Origin of the sequence: Mycobacterium sp. ACS1612 (assembly GCF_001667505.1) — a bacterium.
In the GTDB taxonomy this organism is placed as follows: domain Bacteria; phylum Actinomycetota; class Actinomycetes; order Mycobacteriales; family Mycobacteriaceae; genus Mycobacterium.
This window is the reverse complement of record NZ_LZHZ01000063.1, coordinates 293563-310073: the sequence shown is the minus strand read 5'-3', so window position 1 is coordinate 310073 and position 16511 is coordinate 293563. Positions and strand designations below refer to the sequence as shown.

Here is a 16511-nt window from a genome sequence, read left to right as displayed (position 1 = left end):
GCCACGTCGTCTATTTGTGGATCTACGTGCCGGATGTCTTCGGTCAGACTCATGGCTGCTTCTCCCAGAGCAGTTCGGCAACGGCACTGCCCGCATGCTGGGCCTTGCCTTCATATTTGGTCACAGGTCGCTGTACCGAGATCGGCAGTGCCTGCTGCTCGGTGACGCGGCGCAGCCGCGGTTCGGCGTCCCCCACCTCGGCGATCTGTTCGGCGTAACCGGCGTGGTCGGTGGCGGCGTGCAGCACCCCGCCTGGCCGTAGGCGGTCGGCGATCAGCGCGACCGTCGCAGGTTGCAGCAGCCTGCGCTTGTGGTGGCGCGCCTTCGGCCACGGGTCGGGGAAGAAGACCCGAACGCCGGTCAGTGAGTCCGGCCCGAACATGTGCTCGAGCACGTCGACGCCGTCGCCGCGGATCAACCGGATGTTGGTGGCGCCCTCGCGGTCGATCGCGCTGAGCAGCTGGGCCAGGCCGCGCTTGTAGACCTCGACCGCCACCACATCGAGATGCGGTTCGGCCTTCGCCATCGCCAGTGTCGAGATGCCGGTGCCGCTGCCGATCTCCAGGACGACCGGCGCCGAGCGGCCGAACCAGGCTTCGGTGTCCAACAGCGTGGCGGGTCCCTCGGCGTCGCGCGCCTGCATGCCCACTTCGGGCCACAGCCGCTCCCAGGTGGCCTGTTGTCCGCCGGACAGGGTTGAACGCCTGGCCCGAAAGCTGGTCACCCGACGATGCAGATGCGGCGCGGACTCCGGAGCCGCGCAGCCGGCGACATCAGACCCGGGCGCTTGCATCCGTCCATGGTCGCTCATAACAAGCTGAGTACCCGCATCGTGGTACAGATTGATACGCAACAGTTGCCTTCCACTGGTACTGGGGACAACCGTTCGCGACCCGCGCCTGAAGGTGCCACGATGACGGCACCACTCGGGAAGGCCGCCAGATTTTCGTCGATACCCTGATTCGATTCGCTGAACACCGCAGAGATCCGCGGTTAGCTCGTGTCATCGCGCAGCTCACGGATCCATTGCCGGTTGCTGTGCTGGGTCGCGACGGCGTCGGCCGCAGCACCGTGGCGGCAGCACTGGCGGCGGCGGGCGTCGCCGTCACGGCCGATGCAGCGGACGCCGATGTGCACGTGCTGGTGCTCGCGGAGACCCTCAAACCCGAGGACCGTGCCGCGTTGGCGGCCGCCGACCGGCCGGTGGTGACGGTGCTCAACAAGGCCGACCTGACCGGCGTCGGTGACGGCGGCCCGCTGCCGCGGGCGCATCGGCGCGCTGCCGACCTGCGGGCGCGAACCGGGGTGCCGACGGTGCCCATGGTCGCACTGCTGGCCACCGCCGAACTGGACGACGAGTTGATGCGGGCGCTGCACACGCTGCTCGCCGAGCCCGCGGATGTGACGTCGACGGACGGGTTCGTGTCGTGTCGGCATTCCCTTACGCCCGTGCTGCGCCGACGACTGCTCGCGTCGTTGGACCGGTTCGGCATCGCCCGCGCGCTGCTCACCCTCGACGAGGGCGGCGACGTTTCAGCGGTGCTGCGGCGCGCCAGCCAGATCGACCGGGTGGTCGCACACGTCCACGCCGCAGGCGCACCGGTGCGGTATCTCCGGTTGCGGGCCGCGATCACCCAATTGCATGCTCTGGCGGTGCAATTCGGGGACGACGAGCTCAGCCGACTGCTCACCGCCGACGCGGCTGTGCTGGCCGCGATGACGGCGGCGGTGGACGTGCTGGAGGCCGCGGGAGTCGGCGTGGACCGCGGCCGGGACGCGGCGGCGCACCTGTGTCGCGCGGTGCAATGGCGGCGCTACAGCCGGGGACCGGTCAGCGCGTTGCACCGCCAATGCGGCGCCGACATCGTGCGGGGCTCCCTGCGTCTGCTCGGGCAGGACCATGTCTGATCCGGTGGCCAAGGCCGATGCCGTGGTGGCGGCCGTCAATCCGGGCCTGACGTCGCCCGGCGTGCAGACCAGGGACGTGGTGCTCGTGACGGGCCCGTGGCTGGCGGGCACCAGCAGCCTGATCGCCGCGCTGCGGGAGCGGATGCCGGACCGCACGTTCGTCGAATCCGACGAGTTGGGGCCCACGCACGCGCCGACCGCGGTGGTGTTCGCGGTGTCGGGGATCGCCTCGTTGACCGAATCCGATTGCGCCCTATTGGATCTCGCCGGCAACTACACCGACCTGATCGTCGGCGTGGTAACCAAGATCGACGCGCACCGCAATTGGCGCGACGTGCTGGCCACCGATCGCGCGTTGCTCGCGGCGCGTGCGCCACGCTATGAGCATGTGCAGTGGGTGGGCGCGGCGGCCGCGCCGGATCTCGGCGAACCGAAGCTCGACGAACTCGTCGACGTGCTGCGCCAGCGGCTCGACGATCCTGACGTGCCACGGCGGAACAGGTTGCGCGCGTGGGAAGTTCGACTCACCGCGGTGATCGACCGCTATCAGGCCGAGGCGGAGGGCGCGGACCGCCAGGCGCGAGTGACGGCGCTGCGCAAGAGCCGCGACGACATCCTGCGGAGCAGGCGCCTGTCGAAGTCCGAACACACCATCGCGCTGCGCAGCCAGATCCAGCAGGCCCGAGTGCAGCTGACCTATTTCGCGCGCAACCGCTGCACATCGGTGCGGGCCGAACTGCAGGAGGACGCCGCCGACGTCACCCGGCGAAAGCTCGGCGCCTTCGAGTCCTACGTGCACACCCGGGTCGACGAGGTGATCGACGAAGTGGACGAGGGCGTCACCACACACCTCAGCGACGTCGCGACCGAACTCGGACTGCCGGCGCCCGAACCGCCCCCGCCTGCGGTCAAACCGGAGGTGACCCGCCCACCGGTGAAGTCCCGGCGGTTGGAGACGCAGCTGACGATGGTCCTGGGTGCAGGTTTCGGCTTCGGGGTCGCGCTCGCCACCACCCGCCTGTTCGCGGGGCTTGCGCCGGGGCTGACGATCGCGGGGTTGGTGGCGGGCGGCCTGGTCGGATTGCTCCTGACGGTCTGGGTCGTCGGCATCCGCGGTCTGCTGCAGGACCGGGCGGTGTTGGACCGCTGGGTCACCGACGTGACGGCCGCGCTGCGCGCGACGGTCGAGGAGCGGGTGGCCACCCGGGTGCTGGCGGCGGAGACGTCACTCGCCACGGCGCTCGCGGCTCGCGACGAGATGGAGAGCGCGACCGCGACCGACCGGATTGCCGAGATCGACGCCGAACTGCGTGAGCATGCGGCGGCCACGGCCAAGGCGGCGGTCGCGCGGGATAGCAGGCTGCCGCCGTTGCGGCAGGCCCTCGATGCGGTGCGCGAGGAGCTGTACGGCGCGGCGGTCCGATCGGACTAGCTACCTATATATGTAGTCAGTTGAGAACTGAATCGGTACAACGCCTCCAATTGCGCATCTGAATCGTTCCTGTGAGTGATCGGACATAATCCCCACTAACGGCGGGTATGTGACCCACGTTAACCTCTGTAAAGGGACGACCGAATGCGCCGCCGTTCCGAATGGGGTGGTGCATCGGGGCCTGCGTCCTGGCAGAAACCTACGCAGGAGAGTTTTGATGACAGCAGCGACCATTCCAGGTCTGGACACCGCACCGACTAAGCACAAGGAGTTGCTCGCCTGGGTCTCCGAGGTCGCGGAGCTGACCCAGCCGGACCGGGTGGTGTTCGCCGACGGCTCCGACGAGGAAAACGCGCGGCTGTGCGCACAGCTGGAAGCGGCGGGGACCTTCAAGAAACTCGACGACAAGAAGAAACCGAATTCGTACCTTGCGTTGTCCGACCCCTCCGACGTGGCGCGGGTGGAATCCCGCACCTTCATTTGTAGTGAGCGCGAAATCGACGCGGGCCCGACCAACAACTGGATGGACCCGGCCGAGATGCGCCGCATCATGACAGACCTGTACCGCGGCAGCATGCGGGGCCGCACGATGTATGTGGTGCCGTTCTGCATGGGCCCGCTCGGCGCCGAGGATCCGAAGCTGGGCGTGGAGATCACCGATTCCGAGTACGTCGTCGTCTCGATGCGGACGATGACTCGGATGGGCAAGGCCGCCCTGGACAAGATGGGAACAGACGGGTTCTTCGTCAAGGCACTGCACTCGATCGGCGCACCGCTCGAGCCCGGTCAGAAGGACGTGCCGTGGCCGTGCAACGACACCAAGTACATCAGCCACTTCCCCGAGACCCGCGAGATCTGGAGCTACGGCTCGGGTTACGGCGGCAACGCGCTGCTCGGCAAAAAGTGCTATTCGCTGCGCATCGCGTCGGCGATGGCCCACGACGAGGGCTGGCTCGCTGAGCACATGCTGATACTCAAGCTGATCTCCCCCGAGAACAAGGCCTACTTCGTGGCCGCCGCATTCCCGTCGGCCTGCGGTAAGACCAACCTCGCGATGCTGCAGCCGACGATTCCGGGCTGGCGCGCCGAGACCATCGGCGATGACATCGCGTGGATGCGGTTCGGCAAGGACGGCCGGCTGTATGCGGTCAACCCGGAGTTCGGCTTCTTCGGCGTCGCTCCCGGCACCAACTGGAAGTCCAACCCGAACGCGATGAAGACCATCGAGGCCGGCAACACCGTCTTCACCAACGTCGCGCTGACCGACGACAATGACGTGTGGTGGGAAGGCCTGGAGGGCGAGCCCGATCACCTCATCGACTGGAAGGGCAACGACTGGGTCCTGCGCGAGACGGAGAGCAAGGCCGCGCACCCGAACTCGCGCTACTGCACCCCGATGTCGCAGTGCCCGACGCTGGCACCGGAGTGGGACGACCCGCAGGGCGTGCCGATCTCGGCGATCCTGTTCGGTGGTCGCCGCAAGACCACGGTGCCGCTGGTGACGGAGGCCCGCGACTGGCAGCACGGCGTCTTCATCGGTGCCACGCTGGGCTCCGAGCAGACCGCCGCCGCCGAAGGCAAGGTCGGCACCGTGCGCCGTGACCCGATGGCGATGCTGCCGTTCCTCGGCTACAACGTCGGCGACTACTTCGCGCACTGGATCGACATCGGCAAGAACGCCGACGAGTCGAAGATGCCGAAGATCTTCTTCGTCAACTGGTTCCGCCGCGGCGACGACGGCCGCTTCCTGTGGCCGGGCTTCGGCGAGAACAGCCGCGTGATGAAGTGGATCATCGACCGCGTCGAGCACAAGGCGGACGGCAAGACCACGCCGATCGGCATCGTGCCGACCGCCGCGGATCTGGATCTGTCGGGGCTCGACGTCGACCCCGCCGACGTGGACGCCGCGCTGGCGGTCAACGTCGACGAGTGGCGCCAGGAGATCCCGCTGATCGAGGAGTGGTTCGAGTTCGTCGGCGAGAAGCTGCCGACCGGCATCAAGGACGAGTTCGACGCACTGAAGCACCGCTTGGCCGAAGCCGACTAGTCTTCCGCTCGCAGCGCTCAGTAGCCCGAGTTCGGGGCGACCTGGGTGATGGTCGGCGGATTGGTCTTTCGGACGAAAGCGCTTCTACGGACATCCGGTGGCTGGCAGGCGTCCATGCTCGGCAGCAGCGCGCACACGTTGATGGGGCTTTGCGGTGCAGGTGCGGTCAGAACGACGACCATCGCGGCAGTGGCTACGGCAGTAGCCCCGAGCATGCCGAAATATCTACGCACTCAGCCGAATTTACCGTTGTTGACGCGCTGAAATGATCCGGCACAGACGCTTGGTGGCGAATCCACAGGGCGCTTTACGTTTGCTGCAGGTGGGCCCGCGTGATGTCGGTCTGCTCGAACGCGAAAGCGATCAGCGCCGCGTCGAGCCCTCGATGTCAGTGAACAAGAACGTGACGACGTTCATCGTGACCCATCCGCATTCAGCAGGTCGGCGCGAACACGTTCGATCTGATCGAGCGCATACGCCGCCCGCGCGGCGTGGGTCATCTCGGCACCCGACCGCGTGAGCGAGTCGTAGGTCTGATCGCCCAGCACCCGCCGCAGATGCGCGATGGCGGCGGTGATTTCAGGGAACGTCGCGCGAGAGATCGCGGGGGCGGACAGCGTGCTGATCGTAGCCGCCTGCTCGTAGCAGCCGAGGCGGTCGAACACGGCGACGAGCAGTCCTAACGGGCCTGAGATGAAGGTCAGGCTGCCGGAGTCGTAGTAGCTCCGGATGGCGAGCTCGAGGTAGTCGAGCGCCTCCGCTGGGCTGGCGTGTCCCACTGCGATGCTCGAAAGGGTAGACGCAAGAACCGATTCCATTTGCCGGATGCCGTTGGCTTGTGCGACGGCCAGCGCGCGTTGAAGGGCTGTGTAGGCAACATCGGGCTTTCGCCTGCGATGGGTGTAGCCGTACGCGAACAGAGCGCCGGTGACCAGGGCCGGATTTCGCATCCCGTCGACATTCGCGAACAATTCCTCCGAAGCCGCCAACGCCTGGTCGTGCTCGCCTGCGAAAGTAAAGGCGAACACGAGATGGGGAAGTACCCAGTCACGGCGGTCCGGCCAGCGCGCGAGCATCCGGCGACCCCACTCGAGACTGTGTTCGGCGCCGACGGAATAGAGCCACCCACCGCCGAGCGTAGCCTCGAGTTCGACGGGTACCACATCGAAGTCGCCGCTCTCCATCGCCTTCTCGCCGGCCGCGATATACGCCAAGAAGTCATCGGTTCGGTCGACCAAGTAGCACATGGCCGCCGTCATGTAGAGCTGGGCAAGCCGCGGGTGGTTTGCTGCCCGCGCCGGTTCCACCAATTCTTCTGCCCACGCGACCGGTTCGTACTGCTCGACGTAGTAACCGACGAAGGCGGCGCACACCGCGATCGGAGCTGCGATGTCGAGTTCGTTTCGATCTGCCGCGAAGCGGAAGGCGGTACGTAGGTTCGGCAACTCCACCGCGAACCATTCGTGCGCCTCACGCAGACGAGGACCCACCCAGAGCGCCATCACATCTGCCTCACGCTCAGCGAAATAGCGCGCGTGCGCGAAGCGTGCCGTGTCGGCTGCACCACCGGCGACGAGCTGTTCAGCCGCAAACTGCCGAATGGTTTCCAGCATCACGTACCGAGTCCGCGATGTCGACTTGTCCGCGACCAGAAGGGACTTGCGCACCAACGCGTCGAGGGCATCGAGCGTTGCCAGCTCGTCAGCGGAGTCGCCGACGGCACATGCCCCGGACAGGTCATATCCACCGGAGAACACCGAACACCGTGCCAGTAGGTCCTTCTCGGGCTCGTCGAGCAGATCGTAGGACCACTGCACCGCGTGTCGCAGCGTTTGGTGGCGTTCCAGCGCACGCCGAGAACCGACGAGCAATCGGAACCGGTCGTCGAGTCTGTCGCGTACCTCCACTGCGGTCATCGACACCATGCGCGACGCGGCAAGCTCGATCGCAAGCGGGATGCCGTCGAGTCGGCGGCAGATTTCCACGACAGCTGCGGCCTCGTCAGGCGCCGACATCGACGCCGTGGGTGAAACGGTGTGCGCGCGGTCCATGAACAACGCCGCAGCGGCCGAGTCGGCCCCGGCGGCGACGTCGAGGGAGGGCACCGGCCATAGCTGTTCGTCGTTGAGGCCGAGACCTTCTCGACTCGTGGCCAGGATCTTCACCGATGTCGATCGGGTGAAGATGGTGTCGATGACGTCGGCGGTGGCGTCGAGCACGTGCTCGCAGTTGTCGAACACCAGGAGCCGGACACGGCCCTCCAAAGCCGCTGCAAGACTTTCTGACATGTGTTGACCTGCCTGCTGGGTGATGCCCAACGTGGCAGCGACAGCATCGGGAACAGCGGCAGAGTCGTCAACGGCAGCCAACTCGATGACGAACACGCCGTCGGCGAAATTGGTTGCCGCACGCGAGGCGACCTCCAAGGCCAGCCGTGTCTTGCCGACGCCGCCAACCCCGGTCAGTGTCACCATGCGATGCGCCTTCAACGCCGTCTCGACCTCGGCGACGTTGGCGTCGCGGCCGATGAAACTGGTCGCTGGCAAGCGCAGGTTACCGGGGACCGAGTCAGCGGTCGTCAGCGGAGGGAAGTCGGTGCGCAGGCCGGGTGCGCTGACTTGGTAGATGCCGACGGGACGTGTGATATCGCGTAACCGCTTGGGGCCAAGCGAAATGAGGTCAACGCCGGTAACGAGGTCAGCCGTGGCCGCGTCGACCAGGATCTGGCGACCGTGGCCTGCCGCCATCACGCGTGCGGTGCGGTTGAGCACAGGGCCGAAGTAGTCGTCACCGCGCAACTCGGCTTCACCCGTCGCGATGCCCATCCGCACGGGCAACTCCAAACTCCGCTGCGCACTTACCGCTGCGTCGACAGCCGAACGGGGAGAAGCGAATACCGCGCACATGCCGTCGCCGGTGTAGTTGAAGACGCTGCCGGCATGCGCCTCGACCGCAGCCCGAAGGGTTCTGTTGTGCGCGTCGAGCGCCGTCCGCATCGCGTCGGCGTCGGCCTCCCACCGCCGGGTGGACCCTTCGATATCGGTGAACAAGAAAGTCAGCACGGTCATGGCGGCCCGCCGACACCGAGCAGATCTGCGCGCGCATCCGCGATCTGCTCCAGCGCATACTGGGCTGCGCGCGCATTCGTCATATCGCCGCCCAACGCGGTACATGATTCGAAAGCCTGATCTCCCAGTACCTCTCGGAGGTGGGTACCGGTCCTCCTGATCTCAGGGAACGTTGCCAGCGCGAACGCGTTCGCGGCGAAACCGATGAGCGTCGCGGCTGCTTCGTATCTACCGATCCTGTCGAAGTGCGCCGCAAGGACGCCCAATGGACTGACCATGTGCGAGTACGTGCCAGAGTCGTACAGGATGTTTATTGCGAGAGAGAGGAAGTCGAGGGTCTCCGCCGGTGTGGAGTCATCGGGGCCGAACGTCGAGAGATTGACCGCCAAGTATGACTCGATCATCCGATTTCCGCTCGCCTGCGCGATATCCAGACCGCGGCGCAGGGCTTCATACGCATCGCGGAGGCGGCTGGTTCGACAGGCGTATCCGTATGCAAGCAACGCATACGCGACCGCACCCGGGTTGTCGGTGTGGTCAATCGACTTCAACACATCGTCGCAGGCCGCGATGGCATCCTCGTGCTTGCCTGCGGTGAGGAGTGCCATCACGAGGGAGCCTCGATTGTATGGATGCGCACGTGCCTCGTCGGTCAACCTGTCGCGGCACAGGCCAAGCCATCGATCGGCCATCCCCTTCGTGATGTAGGTGCCACCCAACGCAGTGGGTTCGATGTCGTGAATGATCGGGTCGTATCGACCGGATTGGATCAAGGTGACGCCTGCTTCGGCATAGCCGAGCGCGTCGTCGATCCGACCGGTCCGATAGCATTCCGACGCCGCCACATACAGCTGCGCCAAGCGCGGATGGTCCACGACTCGCGCCCGCGCAACGAGTTCCTCAGCCCACGTTGACGTCTCGTGCAGCTCTATCCATCCGCCAAGGAATGCCGTGTAGGCGGCAATCGTTGCTGCGGTGTCAAGGTCGCTGTGGTCAGTTGCCCATCGAAAAGCCGTGCGCAAGTTCGCCAATTCGTTCGTGAGCCAGTCGTAGGCTTCACGCTGGCGCGAGCTGTCCCACATGGTGAGCACAGCTGCCTCACAATCCGCGAAGTAGCGGGAATGCGCGGTGCGGGCTTGGTCGGCTTCGCCTGCTGTCTCCAGGTTCTCGTAGGCGAACTGCCGAATGGTCTCCAACATCGAATAGCGCGTCTGCCGAGCCGACTTGTCGGCCATGACAAGGGATTTGCGCGTCAGCGCGTCAAGCAGTTCAAGAGTGGCGTATTCATCCTGCTGACCGGTAACCGCCGCCGCCGCCCCGAGATCGAATCCGCCGGCGAACACCGAGCAACGGTTGAGTAGTACGCGCTCGCTCACGTCGAGCATGTCATATGACCACTGGACGGCATTGTGCAACGTTTGATGCCGCTCTACCCCTCGACGGAAACCGGCGAGCAGCCGGAAGCGATCATCAAGACGATCCAGCAATTCAGTCGCGGTCATGGAAAGCATTCGTGACGCGGCCAACTCGAGGGCCAGCGGGATGCCATCGAGCCGGCGGCAAATCTCGACCACGGTGTCGGCCTCGTGCGGGTCCGACAGCGAGATTTCCGGCGACACCGCCCACGCCCGATCGAGGAACAGCCTCGCCGCGGCCGAGTCCGGCCCACCCCGTACGTCGAGCGGCCGGACCGGCCATAGCTGTTCGCCGTTGAGCCGCAGGCCTTCCCGGCTCGTCACAAGGACGGCGACGGTAGATGAGTGGTCCAAGATCGCCTGCACCAGGTTGGCCACGGCGTCGAGAACGTGCTCACAGTTGTCGAAAACCAGTAACCGCGAGCGGCCTTCTAATGCGGCCGCGACACTCTGCGCCGTAGTCATGCCGGGCTGCTGAGTGATGCCAAGGGTCGCCGCCACTGCTTCGGGCACCGCGGCAGGATCACCGACGGGAGCCAATTCGATCACCCATACTCCGTCGACGAAGTCGGGCGCGGTGCGGGAGGCGACTTCGAGCGCGAGTCGCGTCTTGCCGACGCCGCCGACGCCTGTCAACGTGACCAAGCGATGGGCGCTCAGCACCGCGTGTACCTGATCCAGTTCCGCCTCGCGACCGAGGAAGCTGGTGGCTTGAGGCGTCAAGTTGCCCACACTTGGGTCGAGCGTCCGCAGCGGGGGGAAATCCGTCGGCAGGCCGGAATCTCGGACCTGGAACAGCTCGGTCGGCTTGGTGATATCGCGTAGGCGCCGCCTCCCCATTGGCTTCAGATCAACCCCGCTCAGTAAGCCGGCAGTCGTGCCGTCGAGCAGAATCTGGCCGCCATGCCCTGCTGCCATCACGCGGGCAGCCCGGTTCAAGACGGGGCCGAAGTAGTCGCGTCCCGTCGCCTCCGCCTCCCCGGTCGCGATGCCCATCCGCACCGGTAACTCCAGCGCGCGTTGAGCGGCGACGGCGGCGTCGACGGCCGCGCGTGGCGAGGAGAACGCCGCACATACCCCGTCGCCTGTGTGGCTGAACAGGTGCCCTCCGTGCTCATCGACCACTCGGCCAAGGAGCTCGTCATGGACCGCCAACGCCCCCCGCATCGCTTTCGGGTCGACCTCCCAGCGCCGCGTCGACCCCTCGATATCCGTGAAAAGGAAAGTAAGAAGCGCGGAGGAAGGGTGCGGCGCTTGGTCGACGGCCATCACGCACCCCCGTTCCCCCGGTGCCGTAATCGTAGGTTGGCGCAGCACAACGGGGGTGAACACAGGGGTCTTGACACCTGTCAAGTGGATCATCGTAAAGTCGGCGTATGCAGATTCGCGAACACGCAGCGGCCAACCCCGACAAGCCGGCCATCATCATCCATCCGTCGGGGACGGTGCTGACATTCGCCGAACTCGAGGCCCGAGCCAACCGCCTCGCCCACTTCTTTCGCAAGCACGGCCTGCACGAGGGTGACGCCGTCGCGATCCTGATGGAGAACAACGAGCACTTCCACGCCGTGATGTGGGCAGCGCGACGCTGCGGGCTCTACTACGTCCCCATCAACACCCATCTGACCGCGGCCGAGGTCGCCTACATCATCGACAACAGCGGCGCCAAAGCCGTCGTCGGTTCCGCCGCGCTCAGGAAGACGTGCGAGAACCTTGCCGAGCACACCGCGCCAGACTTACGGATCGTCGCCTCCGGAGCCGAAACGTCGGCGACATGCGCCTCCGACGACCTCGACGGCTGGCACCGCTACCCGGAATGCGTTGCAGACCAACCGGATACGCCGATCGACGACGAGATCGAAGGCGACCTGCTGCAGTACTCGTCGGGCACCACCGGCCGCCCCAAGGGCATCAAACGCGAATTGCCGCACCTGCCGCCCGCCGAAGTGCCCGGGCTGATGTCGATGTTGGTCAGCTTCTGGCTCGATCCCGACGCCGTCTACCTCAGCCCCGCCCCGCTGTACCACACCGCACCGTCGGTGTGGTCGATGCAGATTCAGGCCGGCGGCATCACCACCGTCGTGCTGGAGAAGTTCGACGCCGAGGGCTGTCTGCAGGCAATCCAGCAGCACCGCGTCACCCACGGCCAGTTCGTGCCGGTGATGTTCACCAGGATGCTGAAGTTGCCCGAATCCGTCCGCGAGCGCTACGACCTGTCCAGCCTGAAGCGGGTGATGCACGCCGCCGCACCGTGCCCCGTCGAGATCAAGAAGCAGATGATCGACTGGTGGGGGCCGATCGTCGACGAGTACTACGCGTCCTCGGAGGCCATCGGTTCGACGTTGATCACCGCCGACGACTGGCTGGCGCATCCCGGGTCGGTGGGCAAGCCGATGGCGGGTGCGCTGCACATCCTCGACCAGGACGGCAACGAATTGCCGCCGGGCCAGGCGGGTGAGATCTACTTCGAGGGCGGCCTCGACTTCGAATACCTCAACGACCCGGAGAAGACCGCCAAGTCACGCGATGTGCACGGCTGGAAAACCGTGGGCGACATCGGTTACCTCGACGAGGACGGTTACCTCTACCTGACCGACCGGCGCCACCACATGATCATCTCCGGCGGGGTGAACATCTACCCGCAAGAGGCGGAGAACATGCTGGTGACCCATCCCAAGGTGATGGACGCCGCGGTGTTCGGCATCCCGGACGACGAAATGGGGCAGAGCGTCAAGGGTGTCGTCGAGACGGTCGATCCGGCCGACGCCACCGACGACTTCGGCGAGGAACTACTCGGCTGGCTGCGGGATCGGTTGGCGCACTACAAGTGTCCGCGGACGATTTCGTTCGAAGCCCAATTGCCGCGCACCGATACCGGCAAGCTGTACAAGCAGGAGCTGATAAACAAGTACTCGTGATCGAGCTGTCGGGAGGTGTGCTCCTCGCCGTCGGCACGCCTTCCGACGACGCGACTTTCACATTGACCGAAGACGACTGCGACGACCGTCGCGCGATCACCGTGCCCTCGGTGTCCTACGCGCTGGCCGAACTCACCGAGCGCTGCGCGCGCTGGCCGCAGGCCGCCGCCGTCTGCGACGACGTGTTGCGCTCGATCGATCCGGCAGGATCCACCCGCGCAGGGGTCGTCACCGAATCGCTGGCCTACTCGACCCTGCAGTCCGGTCCGGAGTTCGCGCGCTGGCTCGCCGAACGCGGCCCCGCCACCGTGCCCGCCCTCCCGGACCCCGTACAGGCCGACCGCATCGGCGATCGTCTGCACATCCGCTTCAACCGCCCGCAGCGGCACAACGCGTTCTCCACCGACATGCGCGCAGCCCTGCTCGAAGCGCTCGAGGTCGCCCGGCTGGACCCGTCGGTGGCGCAGGTGCTGCTGACCGGCAACGGCCCCTCGTTCTGCAGCGGCGGCGATCTCGCCGAATTCGGCACCTTCGCCGATCCGGCCACCGCACACCTGGCCCGCACGCGCTACAGCCCTGCGCTCGTGCTCGACGAGTTGACCGCCCGCCTTGGCCGCAACTGCCGCGCCGAGGTGCACGGGCAGGTGCTCGGCAGCGGGTTGGAGATGGCTGCCTACTGCGGATGGGTGCGGTCGCATCCCGACGCCGTGCTCGGGCTTCCGGAGCTCGGCCTGGGTCTGATCCCCGGCGCCGGAGGGACCGTGAGCATCACCAGGCGCATCGGTCGGTGGCGGACGGCGTATCTGGTGCTGTCCGGTTGCACCATCGACACGGCGACCGCCCTGCGGTGGGGGCTGATCGACGAGTGTCGCAGCGGGTAGCGGCCAACAGTGGCAGGCTAATCGGCATGGGGTTGCCCAGCATGCGACCCACTGGCTGGTTCCAGGTCGCTTGGAGTGCCGACCTGGAGGTCGGCGACGTCAAGCCGCTGCGTTACTTCGGTGCCGACTTGGTGGCCTTCCGCGATCTCGACGGGGTCGTGCGCGTCCTCGACGCGCACTGTCAGCACATGGGCGCCGACATGTCCCGGGGTGGTTTCGTGGTCGAGGGCGGTATCCAGTGCCCGTTCCACGGCTGGGTGTGGAGCGGCGCCGACGGACACAATGTCCGCATCCCGTACGAACCGTGCGCCGACGACAACGGCCGGGTGCGCTGCTGGCCGACGGCGGAATTCAACGAGAGCATCTACGTGTGGCACGATCAGCGGCGCCGGGAGCCCGCGTGGCCCGCGCCCCGGGCGTGGGGCGGAATGGACGGCCGGATCGGCAAGCACTGGTTCCGCCCGATCGGGCCGGACGAGAAGCAGTTCTTCGCCGGTGTGACGGTGCATCCCCAGGTGGTCGCCGAAAGCTCGGTCGATCGACAGCACTACCGGTTCGTGCACAACGTCCCGGTCAGCCCCACCCTGCTCGCATCACGGTCCGACACCTGCAGCTGGCAGGCCACCATCGGCTTCGGAGGCGGCGATCCTGTCGAGATATGTTGGTACGGACTGGGTTTGAGCTTCAGTTGCGAAGACCACGGCGACGGCATGCAGATCATCTCGATCTGCCCGACGCCGGTCGACGACAACACCACCGACATCTTCGCCACCTACTGGGTGTCCGAAGACCTCGACTACGACGACCGCCTGGCCGCCGCCAAGCGGATGCTGCCCGCCGACGTAGAGATCTGGTCGCACCTGCGGTATCTCGACCGTCCCGCGTTGGCGCCGTCGGAGGCCGACGAACATCGCGACCTGCGGGCCTGGGCGCGCGAGTTCTACCCACCCAATCAGCCCGATCTGCGCAGCGTCACTCGGTAGGTGTACTGCTCGGGCAGGAAGTGGCTGACCGACAACTCCACCGGCCTGCCGCTCGCATCCGAATACAACCGGTCCACCCGCAGCATGGCGTGCCCTGGCTGGCAGCCAACCGCGGCGGCAACGGCGTTATCGGCGGGCGCCACCGTGATCGATTGCGCCGCTTCGGTTATCGGCTCGGCGAGATGCGGCTCGAGTAACCCGATCACCGTGTGCGTGCCCACCGCGCCGTCGGTCAGCGCGTCCGACGTCAGCACCTGTTGGGCCACCGACGGCACCAGGTGGACGGTCGTGGCCACGAACGGAACGCCGTCGTGAAGTCGCCGGAACACCACCGAATACACCACGTCGTCGTCCAGGCGCAGCCTGCTGGCCGCATCGACGTCGACGCGGCGCCGCAACCCCGCGAGCACCTCCATCGAGGTGTCGTCGGACAGGCTCATCAGGTCCTCGATCGACCCGAGTTGGCGCAGATACCGCCCCGGTTCGCTGGCGTAGGTGCCGCGGCCCGGCACCCGGTACACCGCACCCTCTGCCACCAGGTCCTGGAACGCCCGCCGCACCGTCTGCCTCGACAAGCCGTGCTGCGCAACCAGTTCCGACTCGGTGGGAAGTCGGGCCCCGTCGCTGTACCGGCCCGCGGCGATCTCCTCGCGCAGTTTTTCGCGCAGCACCTGGTACGCGGGTTTCATCAGATTCCGCCGCGCGCCACCAATTGACTCGCGATCACGTTGCGCTGAATCTCGTTCGTGCCTTCGCCGACGATCATCAGCGGCGCGTCGCGGAAGTACCGTTCGACGTCGAATTCGGTGGAATAGCCGTAGCCGCCGTGGATCCGAACGGCGTTCAACGCGATTTCCATGGCCACCTCAGAGGCGAACAATTTCGCCATACCCGCCTCCATATCGGCGCGTTCGCCCGCGTCGTAGCGGTCGGCGGCGTAGAAGGTGAGTTGGCGGGCGGCGGTCAACTTGGTGGCCATATCGGCCAGGTAGTGGCCGACGGCCTGGTGTTTCCAGATCGCCTGGCCGAAACTCTCCCGATCCTGCGCGTACTGCAACGCGTCCTCCAGCGCCGCCGACGCCACGCCCAGCGCGCGCGAGGCCACCTGAATGCGGCCGGTCTCAAGGCCTTTCATCATCTGCGCGAAACCCTTACCCCGTTCGTCGCCGAGGATCGCCGACGCAGGCACCCGGTAGTCGTCGAACGTCAACTCGCAGGACTCGACACCCTTGTAGCCCAGCTTGGGCAGATCCCGCGACACCGTCAGGCCGGGACCGTGTTCGGCGAGGACGACTGAAATGCCCTTGTGCGCAGGAGTGGCCGTGGGATCGGTCTTGCACAGCAGCGCGATCAGACCGGAACGCCGGGCGTTGCTGATCCAGGTCTTGGAACCGTTGATCACCAACTCGTCGCCTGTCGCCAACGCGGTGGTCTTCATGTTCTGCAGATCGCTGCCGCCGCCGGGTTCGGTCAGCGCCATCGTGGCCCGCAGTTCACCGGTCGCCATCGCAGGCAGGTAGGCGCGCTTCTGCTCCTCGGTGCCGAACAGCGTCAGCAGCTTGGCGACCACGGTGTGGCCGCCCATCGCGCCCGCCAGACTCATCCAGCCTCGCGAGAGTTCCTGGGTGACCAGCACGTAGCAGCGCGTCGACACTGGCACCCCGCCGTACTCCTCGGGCACCGCCAACCCGTAGATGCCAAGGCGCTTCATCTCTTCGATCCACGCCTCGGGGTAGGTGTTGGCGTGCTCGACGTCGCGGACAGTGGGTTTCACATCCCGGTCGACGAATGCCCGCACCGTTTCGACCAGCATGGTTTCTTCTGGATCCATTTGTACGGCCATATTGACACTTTGTCCG

12 protein-coding genes are annotated in these 16511 nt (G+C 66.2%); 6 read left to right on the top strand and 6 right to left on the bottom strand.

Features of this window, described 5'->3' with window-relative positions; all coding sequences use genetic code 11:
- Positions 1 to 49: 49 nt before the first annotated feature.
- Positions 50 to 811, bottom strand: coding sequence for a tRNA (guanosine(46)-N7)-methyltransferase TrmB (gene trmB, locus A5724_RS26715; RefSeq protein WP_067809340.1), 762 nt, complete (start codon positions 809 to 811; stop codon positions 50 to 52).
- A 149-nt stretch (positions 812 to 960) separates the two neighbouring features.
- On the opposite strand from trmB, the gene A5724_RS26710 reads away from it, so the two are divergent.
- The 3 genes from A5724_RS26710 to A5724_RS26700 all read left to right on the top strand — a co-directional run bounded on the left by A5724_RS26710 (position 961) and on the right by A5724_RS26700 (position 5387).
- Positions 961 to 1908, top strand: coding sequence for a hypothetical protein (locus A5724_RS26710; RefSeq protein WP_067809336.1), 948 nt, complete (start codon positions 961 to 963; stop codon positions 1906 to 1908).
- Positions 1901 to 3340 (top strand): hypothetical protein, encoded by a 1440-nt coding sequence (locus tag A5724_RS26705; protein WP_067809334.1) that lies wholly within the window; start codon positions 1901 to 1903, stop codon positions 3338 to 3340. Before A5724_RS26710 ends, A5724_RS26705 begins: the two co-directional genes overlap by 8 nt.
- Positions 3341 to 3557: 217 nt before the next feature.
- Entirely contained in the window at positions 3558 to 5387 is a 1830-nt protein-coding gene (locus A5724_RS26700; RefSeq protein WP_067809331.1) for a phosphoenolpyruvate carboxykinase (GTP), read from the top strand.
- Positions 5388 to 5404: 17 nt separating this feature from the next.
- On the opposite strand, the gene A5724_RS33970 is transcribed toward A5724_RS26700, so the two are convergent.
- The 3 genes from A5724_RS33970 to A5724_RS26690 all read right to left on the bottom strand — a co-directional run bounded on the left by A5724_RS33970 (position 5405) and on the right by A5724_RS26690 (position 11139).
- The gene (locus tag A5724_RS33970; RefSeq protein ID WP_156752462.1) at positions 5405 to 5620 is read right to left on the bottom strand and encodes a hypothetical protein; all 216 of its coding nucleotides are present in this window, start codon (positions 5618 to 5620) and stop codon (positions 5405 to 5407) included.
- A 180-nt stretch (positions 5621 to 5800) separates the two neighbouring features.
- The gene (locus A5724_RS26695) at positions 5801 to 8455 is read right to left on the bottom strand and encodes an adenylate/guanylate cyclase domain-containing protein (RefSeq protein ID WP_067809329.1); all 2655 of its coding nucleotides are present in this window, start codon (positions 8453 to 8455) and stop codon (positions 5801 to 5803) included.
- Entirely contained in the window at positions 8452 to 11139 is a 2688-nt protein-coding gene (locus A5724_RS26690) for an adenylate/guanylate cyclase domain-containing protein (protein WP_067809323.1), read from the bottom strand. The genes A5724_RS26695 and A5724_RS26690 overlap by 4 nt, the downstream gene beginning before the upstream one ends.
- Positions 11140 to 11246: 107 nt before the next feature.
- Between A5724_RS26690 and fadD4 the strand changes: the two genes are divergently transcribed.
- Genes fadD4 through A5724_RS26675 form a run of 3 tightly spaced genes read left to right on the top strand, consistent with a single transcriptional unit; the run spans position 11247 to position 14652 of the window.
- Entirely contained in the window at positions 11247 to 12788 is a 1542-nt protein-coding gene (fadD4, locus tag A5724_RS26685) for a fatty-acid--CoA ligase FadD4 (RefSeq protein ID WP_067809321.1), read from the top strand.
- Positions 12785 to 13669, top strand: coding sequence for an enoyl-CoA hydratase/isomerase family protein (locus A5724_RS26680; protein WP_067809319.1), 885 nt, complete (start codon positions 12785 to 12787; stop codon positions 13667 to 13669). The genes fadD4 and A5724_RS26680 overlap by 4 nt, the downstream gene beginning before the upstream one ends.
- Before the next feature lie 26 nt (positions 13670 to 13695).
- The gene (locus A5724_RS26675; RefSeq protein WP_067809570.1) at positions 13696 to 14652 is read left to right on the top strand and encodes a Rieske 2Fe-2S domain-containing protein; all 957 of its coding nucleotides are present in this window, start codon (positions 13696 to 13698) and stop codon (positions 14650 to 14652) included.
- On the opposite strand, the gene A5724_RS26670 is transcribed toward A5724_RS26675, so the two are convergent.
- Positions 14622 to 15341 carry a GntR family transcriptional regulator gene (locus tag A5724_RS26670; RefSeq protein WP_067809317.1) on the bottom strand — a complete coding sequence of 240 codons (720 nt, stop codon included), beginning with the start codon at positions 15339 to 15341 and terminating at the stop codon, positions 14622 to 14624. The two genes, A5724_RS26675 and A5724_RS26670, sit on opposite strands and share 31 nt — an antisense overlap.
- Entirely contained in the window at positions 15341 to 16495 is a 1155-nt protein-coding gene (locus A5724_RS26665; RefSeq protein WP_067809315.1) for an acyl-CoA dehydrogenase family protein, read from the bottom strand. The genes A5724_RS26670 and A5724_RS26665 overlap by 1 nt, the downstream gene beginning before the upstream one ends.
- Between the last annotated feature and the right edge of the window lie 16 nt (positions 16496 to 16511).